Annotated in this window: 19 protein-coding genes; 14 read left to right on the top strand and 5 right to left on the bottom strand. The window is 44.1% G+C overall.

Features of this window, described 5'->3' with window-relative positions; all coding sequences use genetic code 11:
* Window positions 1–32 precede the first annotated feature (32 nt).
* Genes dxs through IE164_RS05275 form a run of 4 tightly spaced genes read left to right on the top strand, consistent with a single transcriptional unit; the run spans window position 33 to window position 3,612 of the window.
* Window positions 33–1,967, top strand: coding sequence for a 1-deoxy-D-xylulose-5-phosphate synthase (dxs, locus tag IE164_RS05290; protein ID WP_189629131.1), 1,935 nt, complete (start codon window positions 33–35; stop codon window positions 1,965–1,967).
* Window positions 1,954–2,727 (top strand): alpha/beta fold hydrolase, encoded by a 774-nt coding sequence (locus IE164_RS05285; RefSeq protein ID WP_189629130.1) that lies wholly within the window; start codon window positions 1,954–1,956, stop codon window positions 2,725–2,727. Before dxs ends, IE164_RS05285 begins: the two co-directional genes overlap by 14 nt.
* Window positions 2,728–2,754: 27 nt before the next feature.
* Entirely contained in the window at window positions 2,755–3,171 is a 417-nt protein-coding gene (locus tag IE164_RS05280; RefSeq protein WP_189629129.1) for an antitoxin Xre/MbcA/ParS toxin-binding domain-containing protein, read from the top strand.
* Window positions 3,172–3,612 (top strand): RES family NAD+ phosphorylase, encoded by a 441-nt coding sequence (locus IE164_RS05275; protein WP_189629128.1) that lies wholly within the window; start codon window positions 3,172–3,174, stop codon window positions 3,610–3,612.
* Here IE164_RS05275 and trxA read toward each other — a convergent pair whose 3' ends face one another.
* Window positions 3,613–3,909, bottom strand: a complete 297-nt coding sequence (gene trxA, locus IE164_RS05270) for a thioredoxin (RefSeq protein ID WP_189629127.1) — start codon at window positions 3,907–3,909, stop codon at window positions 3,613–3,615. It lies immediately after the preceding gene.
* A 515-nt stretch (window positions 3,910–4,424) separates the two neighbouring features.
* Here trxA and IE164_RS05265 point away from each other — a divergent pair.
* Together IE164_RS05265 and IE164_RS05260 are read left to right on the top strand one after the other, a co-directional pair.
* Window positions 4,425–5,207: a sterol desaturase family protein gene (locus tag IE164_RS05265; RefSeq protein WP_229838528.1), complete on the top strand. Its 783-nt coding sequence runs from the start codon at window positions 4,425–4,427 to the stop codon at window positions 5,205–5,207.
* Between the two features lie 12 nt (window positions 5,208–5,219).
* Window positions 5,220–5,969 carry a hypothetical protein gene (locus tag IE164_RS05260; RefSeq protein WP_189629126.1) on the top strand — a complete coding sequence of 250 codons (750 nt, stop codon included), beginning with the start codon at window positions 5,220–5,222 and terminating at the stop codon, window positions 5,967–5,969.
* Between the two features lie 23 nt (window positions 5,970–5,992).
* Here IE164_RS05260 and IE164_RS05255 read toward each other — a convergent pair whose 3' ends face one another.
* From IE164_RS05255 to IE164_RS05245, 3 genes are all read right to left on the bottom strand, one after another.
* A complete protein-coding gene (locus tag IE164_RS05255) occupies window positions 5,993–8,401 on the bottom strand; it encodes an ABC transporter permease (protein WP_189629125.1) in 2,409 nt (802 codons plus the stop codon).
* A 454-nt stretch (window positions 8,402–8,855) separates the two neighbouring features.
* Window positions 8,856–10,298, bottom strand: a complete 1,443-nt coding sequence (locus tag IE164_RS05250) for an aldehyde dehydrogenase (protein WP_189629124.1) — start codon at window positions 10,296–10,298, stop codon at window positions 8,856–8,858.
* 1 nt (window position 10,299) lies between these two features.
* Entirely contained in the window at window positions 10,300–11,088 is a 789-nt protein-coding gene (locus IE164_RS05245; protein WP_189629123.1) for an SDR family oxidoreductase, read from the bottom strand.
* Window positions 11,089–11,179: 91 nt separating this feature from the next.
* Between IE164_RS05245 and IE164_RS05240 the strand changes: the two genes are divergently transcribed.
* From IE164_RS05240 to IE164_RS05215, 6 genes are all read left to right on the top strand, one after another.
* Window positions 11,180–11,710 (top strand): 3-hydroxyanthranilate 3,4-dioxygenase, encoded by a 531-nt coding sequence (locus IE164_RS05240; protein ID WP_189629295.1) that lies wholly within the window; start codon window positions 11,180–11,182, stop codon window positions 11,708–11,710.
* 66 nt (window positions 11,711–11,776) lie between these two features.
* On the top strand, window positions 11,777–12,787 hold the full coding sequence (locus IE164_RS05235) for an amidohydrolase family protein (RefSeq protein WP_189629122.1): 1,011 nt from the start codon (window positions 11,777–11,779) through the stop codon (window positions 12,785–12,787).
* Window positions 12,787–13,284 carry a methylated-DNA--[protein]-cysteine S-methyltransferase gene (locus IE164_RS05230; protein ID WP_189629121.1) on the top strand — a complete coding sequence of 166 codons (498 nt, stop codon included), beginning with the start codon at window positions 12,787–12,789 and terminating at the stop codon, window positions 13,282–13,284. The genes IE164_RS05235 and IE164_RS05230 overlap by 1 nt, the downstream gene beginning before the upstream one ends.
* Complete coding sequence (gene kynU, locus IE164_RS05225; protein WP_189629120.1) at window positions 13,281–14,567, top strand: kynureninase; 1,287 nt, start codon at window positions 13,281–13,283, stop codon at window positions 14,565–14,567. Before IE164_RS05230 ends, kynU begins: the two co-directional genes overlap by 4 nt.
* Window positions 14,560–14,709, top strand: a complete 150-nt coding sequence (locus IE164_RS05220) for a hypothetical protein (protein WP_189629119.1) — start codon at window positions 14,560–14,562, stop codon at window positions 14,707–14,709. The genes kynU and IE164_RS05220 overlap by 8 nt, the downstream gene beginning before the upstream one ends.
* Window positions 14,710–14,712: 3 nt before the next feature.
* Entirely contained in the window at window positions 14,713–16,035 is a 1,323-nt protein-coding gene (locus tag IE164_RS05215) for an FAD-dependent oxidoreductase (protein ID WP_189629118.1), read from the top strand.
* Here the strand turns inward: IE164_RS05215 and IE164_RS05210 are convergent.
* A complete protein-coding gene (locus IE164_RS05210; protein ID WP_189629117.1) occupies window positions 16,022–16,882 on the bottom strand; it encodes an AraC family transcriptional regulator in 861 nt (286 codons plus the stop codon). The two genes, IE164_RS05215 and IE164_RS05210, sit on opposite strands and share 14 nt — an antisense overlap.
* Before the next feature lie 115 nt (window positions 16,883–16,997).
* Between IE164_RS05210 and IE164_RS05205 the strand changes: the two genes are divergently transcribed.
* Window positions 16,998–18,152: a DUF4221 family protein gene (locus tag IE164_RS05205; RefSeq protein WP_189629116.1), complete on the top strand. Its 1,155-nt coding sequence runs from the start codon at window positions 16,998–17,000 to the stop codon at window positions 18,150–18,152.
* 84 nt (window positions 18,153–18,236) lie between these two features.
* The gene (locus tag IE164_RS05200) at window positions 18,237–19,151 is read left to right on the top strand and encodes a dihydrodipicolinate synthase family protein (protein WP_189629115.1); all 915 of its coding nucleotides are present in this window, start codon (window positions 18,237–18,239) and stop codon (window positions 19,149–19,151) included.
* The last annotated feature ends 163 nt before the right edge of the window (window positions 19,152–19,314 follow it).

The raw sequence follows: 19,314 nt of genomic DNA, 5'->3' as shown, positions 1-19,314 counted from the left end.
TCTGTTTGTTCATTAGACATTCAAACTAAGCAATGTTGATAAAGCCAGGGCCACTACTTTCGAAAATCGATTCTCCCGCAGACTTAAAAAAACTGGATCAGGCCCAACTGGTTCAGATATGCGATGAGCTCAGACAATTCATCATAGACAACGTCTCTGTATATGGAGGCCATTTTGGTGCTAGTTTGGGGGTGGTAGAAATGACGGTGGCTATTCATTATGTATTCAATACGCCAATCGATCAGCTGGTTTGGGATGTTGGGCACCAGGCCTATGGCCATAAAATATTAACCGGAAGACGCGACATTTTCCATACCAACCGGATGTACAACGGTATTTCGGGCTTCCCAAAAAGAAAAGAAAGTGAGTACGATACGTTTGGGGTAGGTCATTCTTCTACCTCCATATCTGGTGCTCTGGGTATGGCCATTGCCAACCAATACAAGAACGATAACCGACAGCACATTGCAGTTATAGGTGATGGTGCCATGACTGGCGGTCTGGCATTTGAGGGCATGAACCATGCGGGTTCAACTAATGCCAATTTACTTATCATCCTGAATGATAACTGCATGTCGATAGACCCAAATGTGGGGGCACTCAAAGATTACCTTACTGATGTGACAACCTCCCACACCTACAACAAGGTAAAAGACGATGTGTGGAAAATATTGAGCAAGTTCTCCAAGTTTGGAAAAAGTGCCCAAGACATAATTTCTAAAGTAGAACATTCCCTTAAAGCATTGCTTCTCAAGCAAAGCAATCTTTTTGAGTCGCTCAACTTAAGGTATTTTGGACCGGTAGACGGACACGATGTACACCACCTAACCCATGTTTTGAATGACCTGAAGGATATTCCGGGTCCGAAAATATTGCATTGTGTTACGGTAAAGGGAAAAGGCTACAAACCGGCCGAAGAAGGAAATGCCACTACCTGGCATGCTCCCGGCAAGTTCGATAAAGTGACAGGTGAGGTTTTTAAGAAAGTTCAAGACAAACCAACTCCTCCTAAGTATCAGGAGGTGTTTGGTCATACACTCGTAGAACTGGCCGAAAAGAACGATAAAATTATGGGGGTAACTCCGGCTATGCCTTCAGGTTCTTCCATGAACATAATGATGAAAGCAATGCCCGATCGGGCGTTCGATGTAGGAATTGCCGAACAGCACGCGGTTACTTTCTCTGCCGGGTTGGCTACGCAAGGACTGGTACCTTTCTGTAACATATATAGCACGTTTATGCAGCGGGCATACGATCAGGTAATTCACGATGTGTGCATTCAGGATTTACCGGTCAACTTCTGCCTCGATAGAGCCGGTTTTGCCGGTGCAGATGGCCCCACACACCATGGTGCCTATGATATTGCTTACATGCGCTGCATACCCAACATGATTGTGGCCGCCCCAATGAATGAGGCCGAACTTCGCAACATGATGTACACGGCTCAGCTTCCGCGCGAAGGACAGGCCTTTACTATTCGTTACCCCAGGGGGGAAGGTGTAATGCCTGAGTGGCGCACGGCCATGGAAAAAATAGCCATTGGTACCGGCCGAAAAATTTCTGACGGAAAGGATTTGGCCATTTTAACCCTTGGCCATATGGGCAACTATGCCGTAGAAGCCAAAGAAATGCTGGCTGAGCAGGGCCTTGTTCCCGCTCACTATGATATGCGTTTTGTTAAGCCTCTGGATGAAGAACTATTGCACGATATTTTCAGGAACTTCAAGAAAGTAGTTACGGTAGAAGATGGGTGTGTGATGGGTGGCTTCGGCAGCGCCATTTTAGAATTTATGGCTCAAAACAATTACTCTGCTCAAATCAAAATTTTGGGTATCCCCGACCGAATTGTTGAACATGGCACTCAACTCGAACTGCACGCTGAATGTGGTTTCGATCCGCTGGGTATTGCCAACACCGTAAGACAAATGCTTGGAGTAAAGGTGACGAGCTCCTATGCCAGCAATTAACTTCAAGGTTGAAGGTGAAGGGTTGCCGGTTGTCCTCATCCACGGTTTCTGTGAAAACCTGGAAATGTGGAAGCACCTTGTACCCACTCTATCAAAGAATTATAAGGTTTACACCATAGACCTGCCAGGTTTTGGTCAATCGCCATTGTGGCAAACCACAGTGAGCCTGGAGTCAGTAGCCTCTGCAGTGGCCGACTGGGTCGAGGATCAGAAAATTGATAAAGCAGTTTTTATTGGCCACTCGCTTGGAGGTTACGTTTGTTTGGCCCTGGCCGAGCTGTACTCTAAACTTATAGCTGGTGTGGGCTTGGTACACTCTACTGCCTTTGCAGACTCGGAGGAAGGAAAAATCAATAGAAATAGGGTAATTGAATTCATTGGCAAGCATGGTCATGAAAAGTGGATAGAGACTTTTGCTCCAAGTCTATTCGCAAAAAACAACCTTGCCTATTGCCAAGAGGCTGTTGCCATGGTGCATGCCATGGGAGTGAATACGAAAGTTGAAACCATAGTGGCTTATACTCTGGCCATGAGAGACCGAAAGAACAGGTTTGAAGTATGGCAAAACATAGCGAATCACTGCCTTTATATAGGAGGGAGTGAAGACATAAGGATTCCCGCCCGGGTTTCTGAAGAACACATATATGCGAGAGACAAGATAGACGGTTATATTCTGCCAGAAATTGGGCATATGGGCATGTTTGAAGACGAAAATCAGATTAAGGTAATTTTGGAAAATTATTTAGGTAAAATTACCTGATTCAAGAAAAAATTAATACCTTAGGGTATGGGCAAAGAATACACCATACCCGAATTTCCAGATTCAGTCGTAGATGAGGCGTTTGTGGCCTATTTGATAGGCCATACCATAAGCTCCAACTATGTGCCATTCATTAAAGAGTTCACCACTCTCAATGATGAAATTATTTCCGAGTGCCTGAACATCAACGTAAAAACCTATAGAAGCTACCGAGACAAAACCGTTGAGTTAAAGCCCATACAGCAAGAGCATACATTGGCCATGTTATCGGTTCTGAAGCATGGAGTTAAGGTGTTTGGCAGCAAAGAGAAACTCACCGAATGGCTAGAGAAGCCCAATTACTTTTTTGACAACCTGCCGCCATTTCAATTTCTCAAAACTATATCGGGCATACAGTTTTTAGATCATAAGCTGTGCTCTATAGAATCAGGAGACACTATTTAAATGAGGGTTTTCAGAATCTGTAGGGAGGAATATTCCCTTGAGCTAGTGGCATCGGGACGAATGAACCGGTGGAACAAAGATGGCCAGCATGTGATTTACGCTGCTGAATCCAGAGCCTTGTGTGCCCTGGAACTACTGGCCCATACCAATGGAGTGGTTCCTGCCGGAAATTATAGAACCATGGTTATCGAAATCCCAGAAACAAAGATTGAAGAAATAACCGATGAAGAACTCCCCAAAAACTGGAAATCGGTAAAGGCATATCCGCAGTTGCAGAGAATAGGCTCTCAATGGTATGAAGAAAGTAAGCAACTCTTGCTAAAGGTTCCATCGGTACTGATACCTTCTGAGTTCAACTATGTGATCAATACAAAGCACCCTGCATTTAAGAATGTGAGCATTGCCTCTCTGGAAAATTTCTTTTGGGATGACAGGCTCTAATTACACCTGACTGAGTAGTTGAGTAAGTTCTCGTTTGGTTATGGCCCCTGCCTTCTTCCATTGTATCTCTCCGCTTTTGAACAGAATAAGCATTGGAATGCTCCGAACGCCAAATCTTTGAGCTATCGGCTGGTTCTTATCTACATCAATCTTAATGACCTTAAGCCTGTCGCCCATTTCCTGTGCCACTTCCTTCAACACAGGTGCCATCATTTGGCAAGGGCCACACCAATCGGCATAAAAATCAACCAACACCGGCTGATCCTGACTCACTAAAGCATCAAATTTTCCTTTCATTACTTGATTAAATTAGCAATCTTCTAACGACATCAAATAGGTTAATGTTCCATTCATTTCTCTCGATAGAATACCATGAGCACACCCCTCTTTACACACAAGAATTTCCATATTGAGAATGATGGTATTCACTTACTCCGAAACGGCTTTGACTATAAAACATTACTTAAGACTGACTTAGTAAAAGTGTACATTACAAGAGGGCCCCAGGTCAAGAACTGGATGGTTCTGTTAAGTATGGGGCTTGGTCTGATAGCGTTCGCAAGCTATTATATTATTAGGTTAATAGACTTTCTTATTAACACTGATGACATCATATATATTGAGCAATTTGTGGTACCAATTATTCCACTTGCTTTGGGAATTGTTTGTCTAAATAATGGTCTACGTAGAGGAGAAGTGCTAATCTGTACATTAAAAACGGGTAAAGTTTTACGAATTCCGTTACTCAATAAGTTTGAAAAAGCAGAGCTCGAAAAAGTCCTTCGAAGCCAGTTCAAGTATAAATAATCTAAATGAGTGACCACGATTTTACCCAACCTGAAAACTTCCTTATTCTTACAGGACTTATGTTTCTGGTGGTGGTCTTTCGCTACTCATTTGTAGCAGGCATCTTCTATCTGGTGTTTTATGTAATTGACCCAAAATCGACCCGAAGCAGAAAAATATTCAGCTCGGGCACATCTAAAAAGCAGTTTCGAAAGGAAATATTCTGGTCAACTTTTACTTCTATGCTTTTTGCCTTGGCGGGCGCAGGCATGGTGGTGATGTGGCAATTGGGGTATACTGCCATTTATGAAGAGATCGATCGGTTCGGCTGGTGGTGGGTTCCTACGAGCTTTTTGATTGCCGCCTTCATTCATGAAACCTATTACTACTGGTTTCATCGATGGATGCACAAACCAAGGGTTTACAGACTAATTCATAAGACGCATCATGACAGTCATATCACCTCCCCCTGGACCTGCTTTTCATTCCACCCGGGAGAGGGATTGCTTCAGTCTTTGATCATTCCTATGATCGTGTTCTTTCTCCCAATGCATTATTGGACCATTGTGGCTTTACTCACTTTTATGACCATCACTAGTGCTATCAATCATTCCAATGTGGAGATTTACCCGAAAGGCTTTCATAAACATTGGCTAGGGAAATGGTTTATTGGTGCCACGCATCACAGCCTTCATCACACTCAATACAAATACAATTTTGGCCTATACTTTACCTTTTGGGACAAGTTGATGAGAACAGAAAGTGAGAAGTACGAAAGTAATTTTGAGAAGCATACATCAAATCACTAGATTGAATTAATCATGCGCTCAGTTTTCATAATCATTTTTGGAATCTGCTCCTTCACCTTGATGGGCCAAGAAGCATTCTCATACCTCACAAGCTTGGAATTAGGCAACGCTGATGCCTGTAAAATAGAAGGGGTGAAATCTGAGCCTAAAATCCACTTCGACCCCAATAAAGTTCGAATAGTCAACAAAGAGGTTCAATATCTAGAAACTCATAACCCGTTGAGGGATGAATTGAGAGATACTGACATTCTCGTGCTCTATTTTAACCCACCCGAAAATCCAAACAAGGAATTAGCCCTACTTTTTTCCTGGGGACCAAGTTGCGACCCTCATTTTTATGTTTTTGATTCAGAAAATGACTCGATTGGCAGAAATTTCATGGGAGGCACAGAGTTATTTATGCCTCAAAATGACAAATTCTATACAGTAGGACGCTACAACGCTCCCTTCACTATAAGAAAAAAGTTTGTTCTCCTAGAGAACTACAAAACAGTCGAAATAGAACCTGAATTTTATCATCTAGGCTTACAAACCGAAACCCTAAGGAGCATCAAACTATATACGGATAGACAAATGAACACAGAGATCGCATCATTGCCTCCAAACTATAAAATAGAGGTGGTGTTAGCCTATAAAAAAGATAACTTGAGTGAATTCTATTATCTCATCAAAACACAACTCGGTTTGTTGGGATGGGCAAATATCGAAACCGGGTATTTCGAGGCAATTGATGTTAAAGGTATTTTTTGGATAGGTGACTAGTCAAAAAATACCTTTAAATACATCTACTCATACCTCAAACTCTCCACAGGATTAGACTTAGCCGCCCGGAAAGTCTGGAAGCTTACCGTTAACAAGGCAATAGTCAAAACCAGCACGGCCGGCAAGGCAAAAATGTACCAGTAGAGGTCTATTCTAAAGGCAAAGCCGTTGAGCCATTGCTCCATGCCATAATAGGCTACAGGAATTGCCAGAACCACCGACACTAAAATTAACTTCATAAAGTCCGTAGAAAGCAATTGCAGAATACTTGAAATGGAAGCTCCTAGCACTTTTCGAATGCCAATTTCCTTGGTTCGCTTGGCAGTCATAAAGGCAGCCAATCCAAATAATCCTAAGCAGGCTACGAAAATGGCTAAGCCTGAGAAAATGGTGAATACACTACCAAATTGCTGATCGGCCTTGTACTGTTCATTGAATCGATCATCCAGGAAGAAGTATTCAAATGGGTTTCCCGGAAAGAACCTGGCCCAATTTTCCTCCGCCAGTCGAATGACTTCCTGAGTATTGGCCGCTTCATACTTTATCGAATAGTAGTTGCTGGCATCGGGAATAAGCCTAAAAATCAGTTGATCATAATTTTCCTTGAGCGAAGTATGATGATAATCTTCCAGAACCCCTATTATGGTATAGTTCTGCCCCCAAAAGTATATATCCACATTCAGTGCATCTTCAATATTATCGAAACCAAGCTGCCTTACAGCCGACCGAGAGAAAAGAATTTTGGAGCCTTCATCGCCAAAGCTCTCATCAAAGCTTCTCCCAGCTACCAACTTCAGGTCATAAGTTTCCACAAAATCATAACCTATACCCAAAACCCTGTATTGCTTACCTTCGGTGTCCGGCTCTCCCTGTCTTCTGATTCCTCCTGCATTCCAATCGACCGATCTACCTGGAACACCGGTACTTACTACCACTTTCCTGACGTTCGCATTGGCTTCCATTACATCGCCAAAAGCGGTGAGTTTTTCCTGATAAGTGGAATCTCTGACACTTGGCCCCTCAATTACCAAAGTCCGGTCTATGTTTACCCCAAGCTCTTGGTTCCTCATAAATGAAATCTGTTCATAAACCGTATAAGTGCCGATAATCAAGCCCACAGATGCCATGAATTGAAAAACCACCAGCCCCTTTCTTAGCCAAGCACCCCTTGAGCCAGACACCGCACCACCTTTCAGGGTATCAATGGGTTTGTAAGACGATAGCACCATAGCCGGATATAACCCTGAAAGAAATGTTCCAACTAAAAAAAGTGCCCCCAGGCCTACCCAGAAGCCCTGCTGCATAAAAAGCTCCATGGTTATGGGCTGGTCTGCCAAACGCGCAAAAGAAGGCAGAGCCAAAACCACAATACCAAAGGCCAGTACTACTGCCAGCAGATTAATTAAAAAGCTTTCGGTAAGGAATTGCCTGATCAACTGCCCTCGCAGCGAACCTAAGACTTTACGCAGACCTACTTCTCTAGCCCTCTCCATGGACTTGGCTGTGGCCAGGTTAATGTAGTTGACCCATGCAATAATTATGATAAAGAAGCTAATGCCAAGAAGCGCATATACCGCATCACCATCGCCATTTACCTCTGCTTCCATCATATAGTTCGAGTAGAGATGAATGTCTCTTAATGGCTGAAGATCAAAGTCCATCCAGGTTTCATTCTCTCGCATTTCATCTCCCCACTGAGCCTCTACAAAGTCATCGACCTTGCCGGCAAACTCTTCCGGATTAACCCCTTCTTTGAGCATCACATAATTAAAGTAGCCATCCCAATACCAGACACTGTTGGCCTGTTGAGCTCTCTCTCCTTGTGCCATGGTGCTCCATGAGGCCAAAATATCGTACTTGAAATGGGAGTTTTGGGGCACGTCTTCAAACACTGCTGTAATCTTAATGGGCCGGTTCTTATTGAAATACATGGTTTCTCCCACCACATCTACTTTGGCAAAGTATTTTTGTGCAGTTGTCTTTGAAATAGCTACCGAAGAGGGATCAACTAAAGCCGTTTCCTTATCGCCATATAATATTTTAGTATCGAAAACATCGAACACTGATGGATTGGCGAAATACACCTTGCTCTCAGCAAACTCTATGTCTCCTCTGGAAAACACACCGCTGGTTTGGGTTAGTCGGGCATAAGCCTCTACATCGGCCAGGTTTTCATTGAGCAAATACCCAATGGAAACCACACCGGCAGCCCATTCTGTGCTCAATACTCCTTTTTCGTACCGGTTGGTTTTCAGCCGATAAATACGATCCGCATTCTGATTGAAATTATCATAACTCAGCTCATAACTAACGTATTGCATAATGAGCAGACTGGCGGCAATGCCCAGAGCAAGACCTGTAATATTGATTAAAGAAAAGATTTGGTTTTTGAGCAATGAGCGCAATGCTACTTTCAAATAGTTTTTGACCATGGCGATTTGAATTAAGTTTAGTTGGTTGCGACTTTCTGTGTCTGTCTTCTAAGACGACCCTGGTACCTAAAAGATTACATCAGAGACTTGCTGATTTTCAAAAAGTTGCAAAAAAAAGCTAAATATTCACGGGCATGGCAGGCATAGAGTAAGGCTTAAAGACAAGGGGCTAAAATAAAAGAGTCACTCCCGTTGGAGCGACTCCCTTTCACCTAAACACCTGGGTAACTAACTACTCATAGTGAATCTTTCGATTCCTACACCCAGACTTATCTTTAATTGCTTTCGCGAATTGTCTTTGGAGGAGAGGAATTTCTTCCTCATGTGAAGTCAAAGTTAGTAGGATTTTTTATTAAATAAAATTTAACAAACCAATAATTCAAAAAAGTTATTCACATCGAAATCCACACTTAGGGTTGAATTCACACCATTTAATTTGCTGTACGTCACAAAATTAAAGTTTAACGCAGATATTCTTCTTTTCCGTGAAGAAATTTAACGCATCCCAGCCACCTTCTCTACCCATACCGCTATGTTTTACCCCACCAAAAGGGGTTCTCAAGTCGCGAAATAGCCAGCAATTTACCCACACTATGCCGCTATGAAGAGCAGCCGACACACGGTTGGCACGGTCTAAGTGACTTGTCCAAACTGTAGCCGAAAGGCCATAGTCAGTTGCATTGGCCATAGCAATTACCTCTTCTTCTGTATCAAAAGGCTGCAGGGTAACTACCGGACCAAAAATCTCTTCGCTATTAGTTCTGCACTCTTGTGAAAGACCTTCAAACACCGTTGGTTGTACATAATAGCCCTCAGCAAACTCCCCATCCAGCACGACTCGCTGACCTCCGGCAAGTAAAGCCCCCCCCTCTTTTGTGGCCAGATCGATGTATGAAAGCACCTTTTCCATGTGCTGTTTAGAAACCAAAGCACCAACCTGAGTATCGCTGGCATAGGGCGAACCTATTCGCAGCGCTTTGGTCTTGCTCACAAATGCCTCTTTAAACTTGTTATAAATGGATCGTTCTATAAATATTCTTGATCCACATAGGCAAATTTGTCCTTGATTGGCGAAACTGGAGTGCACAGAGGTTTTCAGGGCTTTCTCAAAATCGGCATCGGCAAAGATTATGTTGGGATTTTTCCCACCCAACTCCAGCGATAGTTTTTTGAATTGAGAGGCAGCCGTGCTTGCAATTTTTTTCCCGGTTTGTGTTCCTCCCGTAAAAGAAATGGCCTTTATTCCTGGTTGCTCTACCAAGGCCTGCCCCGCTTTGGCGCCTAAGCCATGAACAATATTGAGTACTCCATCGGGCAGACCGGCCTCTTTGCAAAGTTTGGAAAAAATAAAGGCCGTCATAGGTGTAATTTCTGAGGGTTTAGCCACCACCGTATTGCCCGAAGCAAGAGCAGGAGCAATTTTCCAGGTAAAGAGATAGAGTGGCAGGTTCCATGGAGAAATACAGGCTACTACCCCTAATGGGCTCCGGGTGGTCACATTCAAAGCTTCACCATCGGTTTGGTGTGCCTCAGTAGACTCATGTAGAATAGCCGTGGCAAAGAACCTCATATTTGCAGAAGCCCGAGGAATATCGACTGACCTGGCCAGCTTTACCGGCTTCCCATTGTCTTTGGCTTCGGCCATAGCCAGCATTTCCAGGTTGTCATCGATCAGGTCTGCAATCCTAAGCATACAACGAGAACGCTCTTCTCTGGAGGTCTTTGACCATGCAAGAAATGCTTCTTCGGCTGCCTGAACAGCCAGCTCAATATCCTGATGATCTGAGTCTGGAATTTCACCATATACCTTTCCTGTGGCCGGTTCAATATTATCTAAATAGCCCCCTGACTGAGGTTCTACTAATTTGCCTCCGATATAATTGAGTATCCTTTCCATTTTACAAACAACCCGTTCTACCACCATCTACGGGCACATTAATTCCATTGATATAACCTGCTGCCGGAGAAGCCAAAAAAGCTGCCGCAGCGGCCACTTCAGAAGCTTCGGCAAATCGCCTGGCCGGAATTTCCGACTTCATTTCTGCTTCAACATCTTCTACAGCCCTGCCTGTCTTTTTGGCCTTATTCTCAATGATTGAAGAAAGGCGTTGTGTTGAAGTTGCCCCAGGCAATACGTTATTGACTGTAATGCCAAATTGACCCAGCTCATTCGCCAGAGTCTTCGACCAATTGGCCACGGCTCCACGAATGGTGTTTGACACCCCCAAGCCTGGGATGGGCATTTTCACGGAAGTGGAAATCACATTGATGATTCTTCCGTAAGCTGCTTCTTTCATAGCCGGCACACAAGCCTGAGCCAAGATCTGGTTGCATACCAAATGCTGGTTGAACGCAATTCTAAAAGCCTCCACATCGGCATCTATGGCCTGACCTGCAGGTGGACCACCCGTATTATTGATCAAAATATGATATTGATTGCCCTCGGCCAGATGCTTATCAATGGTCGATTTCAGTTCCGCTGGGCTAGCAAAATCGGCCACAAGAATCTGATGTTTTTGACCAGAGGCTTTGAACAACCCTTGTTTCACCTCCTCTAGTTTTTGCTTATTTCTGGCGCAAAGTGTAACGCTGCACCCTAAGTTGGCCAGTTCTTCTGCAATGGCTTTTCCTATGCCCTGCGTACTTCCGCAAACCAAAGCCGACTTTCCTTTTAAATTTAAATCCATAGACATTGGGGTTCATTCAAAGTTATGAAAATCGAATTTAGGCATGAGCCGATTTTTGGGTAAATTCGAACACATCAAATGGAGAGAAATTATGTCAATAAGAAGACCATTTAACCTGACGCGGTGGATTGAAGAAAACCGCGACAAACTGAAACCACCCGTTGGTAACAAAAACCTTTATCCGGAAGGTACCGACTATATTGTGATGATTGTTGCCGGGCCAAATGCCCGAAAAGATTACCACTACAACGAAACCGAAGAGCTTTTTTACCAACTGGAAGGCAACATTACGGTACGTATTCAGGAAGATGGCAAAGCGGTTGACATTCCACTTGGCCCAGGCGACATGTACCTACACCCGCCCAAAGTACCTCACTCCCCCATTCGTTCAGAAGGCTCTTTAGGTCTGGTGATTGAAAGAGTAAGAAAACCCGAACATACCGATGGACTGATGTGGTTCTGCGACAACTGCAACACCAAGCTTCATGACACCTACTTTCCGCTTACCAATATTGAGAAAGACTTTCTTCCAAGATTTAAAGAATTCTACAACTCCGAAGAACTGCGCACCTGCAAAAATTGCGGGCAAGTGATGGAAACGGATCCACGTTTCGTAGGATAGTGTTCAGAAAGCAGTTATCAGTAATCAGGGCTCCCGATTAACTGATAACTAATTAACCGATAACTTATGCTAAAAATCGACATGCATACCCACATCATTCCGGAACACCTGCCAAAATGGGCAGACAAGTTCGGATATGGTGATTTCATTCATCTGCACCACCACAAAGAAGGGGCCGCTATGATGATGAAGGGAGCAAAATTCTTTAGAGAAATACAAGCCAATTGCTGGGACCCTGAACTACGAATTGAAGAATATGCCCGGCACCATACACAAGTGCAGGTAGTTTCAACCATTCCTGTAATGTTTGGTTATGATGCCAAGCCTGAAGATGGATGGGAAATGGCTCGTTTTCTCAACGACCACATGGCCGAAATATGCCGCAAGTACCCTAAAAACTATGTTGGCCTGGCTACACTGCCTATGCAAGATGAAGACCTCGCGGTAAAGGAGCTGGAGCGTTGTAAAAATGAACTCGGTTTGCCGGGCATCCAGATAGGATCCAATATCAACGATAAAAACCTAAGCTCGCCCAAGTTTTTCCCCATTTTCCAAGCCTGCCAGGAGCTGGGTATGTGCATAATGATCCACCCGTGGAACATGATGGGCTTCTCGAGTATAGAACGCTACTGGCTTCCGTGGTTAGTAGGAATGCCGGCCGAAACTTCACGTGCAGCCTGCTCGCTAATATTTGGCGGAGTAATGGAGCGTCTCCCGGATTTGCGCATTTGCTTCTCGCATGCCGGTGGGTCGTTTTTACCTACTTTGGGCCGAATTGAACATGGGTTTAACTGTCGTCCGGACCTTGTGGCCATAGACAACCCCGTAAACCCCAGGGAGTATTTAGGAAAATTCTGGATAGATTCTATTACCCACGATGCCGACCTGCTCGAGTATGTACTAAAAATGCAAGGGTCTAAGCGCATTATGTTAGGTTCGGACTACCCCTTCCCCTTAGGCGATTTGGAAATAGGAGCCTACATTGAGGAAATGAATCTGGCCCCGGAAATTGTTGAAGATATTTATTGCAATGCCGCGCTGGAATGGCTCAATTTGAAACGCGAAATATTTGAGTAGTGAAACACACAGCCATATCTTTTCTGGAAACCCCCATCGGTAAGCTCAAAATAGTGGGCGATGAAACGGCCATTAAACTGGTGTCGTTTACCGATGAGGCCGAACGATCGACCGATGGAAAGGTTCCTAACATAGTTCGTACCTGTAAATTTCAGCTCAAAGAATACTTTGAGGGCAAACGCAAAACTTTTGACGTTCCGCTTGATCCGGAAGGCACCGATTTTCAGAAAGAAGTGTGGGACAATCTGCTCAGCGTACCCTTTGGTTCAACCTCCACTTACGCCAAACAAGCCATAAAAATGGGTGACCTCAAAAAAATACGAGCGGTGGGTTCGGCCAATGGGAAAAACCCTATAGCCATAATTATACCCTGCCATAGAATAATTGGCACCGATGGCAGCCTGACCGGATATGCCGGAGGCCTGCATCGAAAAGAATGGCTACTTAAACACGAAAACTCCATACCTGGTTATAATCAACTGAAACTATTCGGATGATCTACGAAAACAGCTTAGCGTTTGCCCAAGAGGCAGACAAGAACGACCCGCTTAGAGAGTGGCGGAATGAATTTCACTTTCCACAAATAAAGGGTAAAGACGCTTATTACTTTACAGGCAACTCGCTGGGGCTACAACCCAAGCAAGCCCGCACTTTTGTGGAAGCAGAAATGAAGAAATGGGAAACCTACGGAGTCGAAGGTCATTTTGTACCCAAAGAAAGACCTTGGCTCAAGTTTCATGAAGCAAGCAAAGCCGCTCTGGCTAAAATTGTAGGTGCTAAACCCCTGGAGGTGGTATGCATGAACAACCTTTCTGTAAACCTTCACCTGTTAATGGTTTCTTTCTTTAGACCTACAAAAAAGCGCTTCAAAGTGATTTGCGAAGCAGGTGCCTTTCCATCCGATCAGTATATGTTTGAGTCGCAACTCAAATTTCATGGATTAAACCCGGCCGAAGCGCTTATAGAAGTGGCTCCCCGAACCGGTGAGCAAACCCTAAGAACAGAAGACATTATTTCTACTATTGAGCAAAATGCAGACGAGCTGGCCCTGGTGCTTTTTGGCGGATTGCAATACTACACCGGTCAGCTATTCGATATGCCGGCCATTACCAAAGCCGGCCATAAGGCGGGAGCCTTTGTGGGCTTCGATTTGGCCCATGCGGCAGGTAATGTTCCCTTGCATTTGCATGAATGGGACGTAGACTTTGCCACCTGGTGCTCTTATAAATACCTTAATTCGGGGCCGGGCAATGTAAGCGGAATATTTGTTCACGAGCGCTTTGCCTACGATAAAGATTTGCCTCGCTTTGCCGGTTGGTGGGGGCACAACGAGCAAGAGCGCTTTCTTATGGAAAAAGGCTTTGACCCCATGCCAGGGGCCGATGGCTGGCAGCTTAGCAACGTAAACGTAATTTCTACTGCCGCTCACCTGGCTTCGCTTCAACTCTTTGAACAAGTGGGCATGGAGGCATTGCGCGAAAAGAGCCTTAAACTCACCGGGTTTCTGGAGTACATCATCGATGAATTAAGTGGTGAAGACAAGCTATTTGAGATAATTACACCCAGAAACCCTCAGGAGCGTGGAGCTCAGCTTTCCATTTACTTCCACAGAAATGGTAAATTAATGTTCGATTATCTGGTAGAAGAAGGTGTAATAGGAGACTGGCGAGAGCCCAATGTTATTCGTATTGCTCCAGCTCCTATGTATAATTCGTTTGAAGACGTTTATCATTTTGGCCGACTATTGAAGGAAGCTATCAAGAAATATGCTGATGCGTAGCTCTGCCACGACATACGATTTTAATGCTTCAGTCAATCCTTACGCTTATGGGGGCGAAGCACTGAAGCTCTCTTTTGCTCTCCTACAGCAGGCAGGCTTTACGGTTGTGGTAAGCAAAGGAGGTTTAGGCAAAATTTTTTAACCTATGAGTAAAAAAGTAACAGTGCTTGGAGCCGGGCTTGTTGGCACATTGCTCTCCATCTTTCTAGCCAAAAGAGGCTATAATGTTCATGCCTATGAAGGACGCCCGGACCTCCGGAAATCTCAATTGGAAGGCGGTCGTTCTATCAACCTGGCCTTGAGCCATAGAGGACTTAAAGCACTGAAGGCCGTGGGGCTGGAAGACGAAATTAAAGCCCGATGCATACCAATGCCCGGTAGAATGATACATGATACGGCCGGCAATTTGGACTTTCATCCCTACGGAAAGGAAGGACAGTTTATCAACTCCGTTTCGCGCAGCGGACTCAATGAACTATTGCTTAATGAAGCCGAAAAAGCAGGTGTTTACCTCCATTTTGAACACCGATGTACCCGGGTAGATCATCAAACAACCACGGCCTACTTTACTACACCCCAGGGAAGTATTGAAGTAAACTCCGATTTTGTGTTTGGGGCCGATGGCGCCTTTAGCGCTTTGAGAAATTCGTTTATGCGCACCGATAGGTTCAACTATGAGCAGCACTATATAACGGCCGGTTACAAAGAACTTCATATTCCGGCCACCACTAAGGGCGAGTTTGCTATGGACCCTCATGCCCTGCACATTTGGCCAAGAGGTAAGTTTATGCTCATTGCCCTGCCTAATTTAGACAAGAGCTTTACGGTAACTCTTTTTCTTCCCTTTGAAGGAGAAAACTCTTTTGCAAGTTTGCAGAGCCCTGACCAGGTTCTGACATTCTTTAACCGTGAATTTGCCGATGCTGTACCCTTAATGCCCGACTTTGTAGAAGACTTCTTCAGCAACCCAACTTCGGGCTTGGTTACAATGCGGTGCTATCCGTGGGTAAAACAAAACTGTGCCCTTATTGGCGATGCCGCTCACGCCATAGTTCCGTTTTACGGACAGGGCATGAATGCGGGGTTTGAAGACTGTCATGTGCTAAACCAACTGCTTGAAGAACTAGGAACCTTGAATGCCGAGGTACTTAGCCGGTATCAGGAAATGCGCAAGCCGGACGCTGAGGCCATAGCCGATTTGGCCCTATACAACTTTATAGAAATGCGCGACAAGGTAGCCGACCCTAAATTCGTTCTTCAAAAAAAGATTGAAAAACGGCTGAATGAGCTCTACCCTAATCAATGGCTTCCGCTCTACTCAATGGTAACCTTCAGTGATCTTCGTTATTCCGAGGCCCTGGAAATTGGGCGGAAGCAACAGAAGATTATGGATAAGGTAATGGAGCAAGAGAGTCTTGAGGAACATTGGCAGAGCCTGGATTTTGAGTCGATTGTCAGGCAATTGTAAATCTCGAACGCTCCATTACCGGTGTACGCCCTTTCATTAACTTAAAAGTCCTGTTAAAGTTCGAAAGGTTATTAAAACCCACTTCATAAGCAATTTGGGCGATAGGCATTTCAGAATTTTTGAGCAATTCAGTGGCTTTCTGCAGCCTGATTTCATTGAGGAAGTTGAGATAGGTTTTTCGGGTGTGCTGTTTAAAATAACGGCAAAAGGCTGCCTTGTTCATGTGGACCACTTCGGCCACTTCTTCTAATTGAATGGGTCGGTGATAGTTTTCCAGGGTGAACTTAAAAACATCGTCTAACCTTCGGCCATGTTGTTCTTTTAAAGGCTTTTGAGGCCACTGGCTTAATACCTGAGACTCTGTTCTTCCGAATTCATCAACCAAGCAGAGAATTTGGCCAAGTCTGGAAAGCGGGTTGGTCTCAAATACTGCATTCATCTGGTGAATCAGCTTTGGGCTGGCAGTAGGGTTTATCTTTAAGCCACGATCCGCGGCCAACAGCAAGCCCTCTAACTGACTCAACTCAGGAAAAACAGACTGTCCCTTCTTTACAAGGTCTGGTTTAAAGAAGATAGTTTTGGCCAAAACCCGTTTGTCTGCTTGCTGGTAATATTCCGCTTTGCTTCTGAAAACATGGGGCACATTACTGCCAATTAAGTAAACCTCATTGGGCATGAATTCTCCCAGGTAGTCTCCATAAATAAGCGTTCCTTCACCCTTCACAATCCATGTTAGCTGCAACTCCGGGTGCTGATGGAGCTTGTCGTAGAAATAAGGCTCATCATCAATTTGCAAATGGAATGAGCTGTTTTCAACCTTCGGAATTTTGAAAGGAAGAACTTTCATTGGCGAAATCTATACTTCTTACAGCCTAATCTGAAAATTTTATATAAATATCTCATAAATAGAATAAGGGTCACGTTCTAGCAAAATGAAATCACAAGCATACTCTTTAATTTGTTTGATTACACTTGTCTATTCATGTCACCATGAGACCAACAACTCTACCCGAAAATATAGAGACACATTAGTAGTTGAGAAATCTCTCCTTTTAAGACTTGACTCCACTCAAGGACTATTTAACAATAACCTCAACCAGTTCGAGTATAAAGGAAAAACATTCTTCACCTTTTTTAATCAACTAACTGGTAACCTACACTACTATGACGCTGACAGCGGCAAGTCGTTTAAGGTTGTATCATTTCAAAGTGAGGGACCTGATGGTATCGGGAATCGCAAAGACCTTATTGCCCATCTACCCATTGGCATGGACTCGGTATTTATCTACAACGGCTGGGAACTCAGGGCCTTTCTATTTAATGGAAGGGGTGAAAAACTGAGAACTTACAACTTTGGTGAATCTGACCTTTTCCGCTCCAATGGTCCATTCAATATTGCGATAACCAACGACAACCGATTATATAGACATGGGAAAAATATTTACATAAACGCTCAGGGATTACCCGACACCAACTTTGGCAACAAACCCGTTCTACTTGAGTTCAACCTGGCCACTGAAAATTTAACAGGCCTCATTTTCCCTCCTCAATCATACGCAACACACTGCTGGGGCATTAATTACTCCACCAATACCTTCAGCTGCTACGCTGAAAAAAGAAAGGAATTCATTATCAGTTATGGAATAGAACCTCATATATACACTTACTCCCAAGATGGACAGTTGAATAAAAAGCTCACTCTAGGTTCAGAATACTTCAACAACATTAAGCCCTACTCTTCTAACCTCTCCGACTATATGGACATGTCTACTTATGAAGAAAGGAGTAACATCAGCCAAATGAACCCCAAGTATTATAAAATACTCTACTTTCCAAATGCTAAGGAAGAGTACTTTATCCGCGAAACTTTTCTTCCAAGGAGTAAGGAGGAAATTCAATCGGGAGCATCCCACTTAAGAAAAACATTTATCATTGCCGACAGGCACCTACAAAAGATTGGTGAGTATAAAGTACCCAAGCAGTATACCACTTCGGTCTTCTTTACCTCTAAGGAAGGAATATACATTGCCGATTTTGAGCATTACATGGAGAATGAGGGAGTAATTAAGTTCGATTTACTCATCCCACAACGAGTGAGCGAAGCGAAGCAGCAATGATTATGCAAATATTTCATCATTATTGATCAATTTCTAAGAAGCAGAGCTCTATTAGCTACCTTAGCTTTGAGAAAAATTTAAGCTATGAAAGTGAATTGGGAAGGGGTGTACCCGGCTGTTACCACCAAATTTACGGCAGACGACCACCTTGATCATGAAATGTTTGCTAAAAACATCGAAGCCCAGCTAAGCGCAGGAGTTGACGGAATAATACTTGGAGGCACTCTTGGAGAGGCCAGCTCATTGATGGAAGACGAGAAAGATGAACTTGTAAAGTACACTGCAGAGCTGGCTAAAGGTAAGGTGCCGGTAGTAATGAATATTGCCGAGCAAACTACCAAAGGAGCCATAAAAGCAGCAGAAAAGGCCAAAGCCAATGGAGCCAATGGCTTGATGATGTTGCCTCCTATGCGCTACAAAGCCGATGATCACGAAACGGTAACTTACTTTAAAGCAGTGGCCCAATCCACCGACTTGCCCATAATGATCTACAACAATCCGGTAGACTATAAGATTGAGGTAACCCTGGATATGTTCGAGTCGCTAATGGAGTGTGAAAATATACAGGCCGTTAAAGAGTCAACCCGAGACATCTCTAACGTTACCCGAATGAGAAACCGCTTTGGCGACCGGTTCAAAATACTTTCAGGAGTAGACACTCTGGCTTTGGAGAGCATGCTCATGGGTGCCGATGGATGGGTTGCGGGGCTGGTATGTGCCTTTCCTGCCGAAACCGTTGCCATATATCGATTGCAAAAAGCGGGGAAAATCAAGGAAGCCAGAGACATATATCGCTGGTTTTTACCGCTTCTTGAACTGGACATTAATTCCAAACTTGTTCAAAACATTAAACTGGCCGAAGTGGCGACCGGCATAGGCACAGAAAATGTGAGAGCACCCAGACTCCCTCTACATGGAGAGGAAAGAAAAAAAGTGCTTCAAATTATTGATGAGGGTTTGAAAAACCGACCGGTTCTGCCAGATTACCTCAATATTTAGAAGAGAAGCTAAGTAAGGATCGTCACCTTGTCCCGAAACTTCGGGATCAGGGTCTTCTCAGTATTAGGTTACAATTTCCTTACGATTCTGAAACAAACCTGCTTGTGGGCAGACCCGTTCGGAATGACATCGGGTTAGAACAGAGGTAAATCAAAGTTTTATC

It is taken from the genome of Roseivirga thermotolerans (genome assembly GCF_014653175.1).
Lineage (GTDB): Bacteria > Bacteroidota > Bacteroidia > Cytophagales > Cyclobacteriaceae > Roseivirga > Roseivirga thermotolerans.
The sequence above is the reverse complement of the archived record's forward strand: the minus strand, read 5'-3'. Positions and strand labels throughout refer to the sequence as shown.

Excerpts from the sequence above, each read along its gene's own strand:
- IE164_RS05260 (WP_189629126.1), top strand. The coding sequence starts at position 5,220 with ATGCGCTCAGTTTTCATAATCATTTTTGGAATCTGCTCCTTCACCTTG.
- kynU (WP_189629120.1), top strand. The coding sequence starts at position 13,281 with ATGATCTACGAAAACAGCTTAGCGTTTGCCCAAGAGGCAGACAAGAAC.
- IE164_RS05245 (WP_189629123.1), bottom strand. The coding sequence starts at position 11,088 with ATGGATTTAAATTTAAAAGGAAAGTCGGCTTTGGTTTGCGGAAGTACG.
- IE164_RS05210 (WP_189629117.1), bottom strand. The coding sequence starts at position 16,882 with ATGAAAGTTCTTCCTTTCAAAATTCCGAAGGTTGAAAACAGCTCATTC.
- IE164_RS05215 (WP_189629118.1), top strand. The coding sequence starts at position 14,713 with ATGAGTAAAAAAGTAACAGTGCTTGGAGCCGGGCTTGTTGGCACATTG.
- trxA (WP_189629127.1), bottom strand. The coding sequence starts at position 3,909 with ATGAAAGGAAAATTTGATGCTTTAGTGAGTCAGGATCAGCCGGTGTTG.
- IE164_RS05250 (WP_189629124.1), bottom strand. The coding sequence starts at position 10,298 with ATGGAAAGGATACTCAATTATATCGGAGGCAAATTAGTAGAACCTCAG.
- IE164_RS05220 (WP_189629119.1), top strand. The coding sequence starts at position 14,560 with ATGCGTAGCTCTGCCACGACATACGATTTTAATGCTTCAGTCAATCCT.
- IE164_RS05280 (WP_189629129.1), top strand. The coding sequence starts at position 2,755 with ATGGGCAAAGAATACACCATACCCGAATTTCCAGATTCAGTCGTAGAT.
- IE164_RS05285 (WP_189629130.1), top strand. The coding sequence starts at position 1,954 with ATGCCAGCAATTAACTTCAAGGTTGAAGGTGAAGGGTTGCCGGTTGTC.
- IE164_RS05200 (WP_189629115.1), top strand. The coding sequence starts at position 18,237 with ATGAAAGTGAATTGGGAAGGGGTGTACCCGGCTGTTACCACCAAATTT.
- IE164_RS05265 (WP_229838528.1), top strand. The coding sequence starts at position 4,425 with ATGAGTGACCACGATTTTACCCAACCTGAAAACTTCCTTATTCTTACA.
- IE164_RS05255 (WP_189629125.1), bottom strand. The coding sequence starts at position 8,401 with ATGGTCAAAAACTATTTGAAAGTAGCATTGCGCTCATTGCTCAAAAAC.
- IE164_RS05275 (WP_189629128.1), top strand. The coding sequence starts at position 3,172 with ATGAGGGTTTTCAGAATCTGTAGGGAGGAATATTCCCTTGAGCTAGTG.
- IE164_RS05240 (WP_189629295.1), top strand. The coding sequence starts at position 11,180 with ATGTCAATAAGAAGACCATTTAACCTGACGCGGTGGATTGAAGAAAAC.
- dxs (WP_189629131.1), top strand. The coding sequence starts at position 33 with ATGTTGATAAAGCCAGGGCCACTACTTTCGAAAATCGATTCTCCCGCA.
- IE164_RS05235 (WP_189629122.1), top strand. The coding sequence starts at position 11,777 with ATGCTAAAAATCGACATGCATACCCACATCATTCCGGAACACCTGCCA.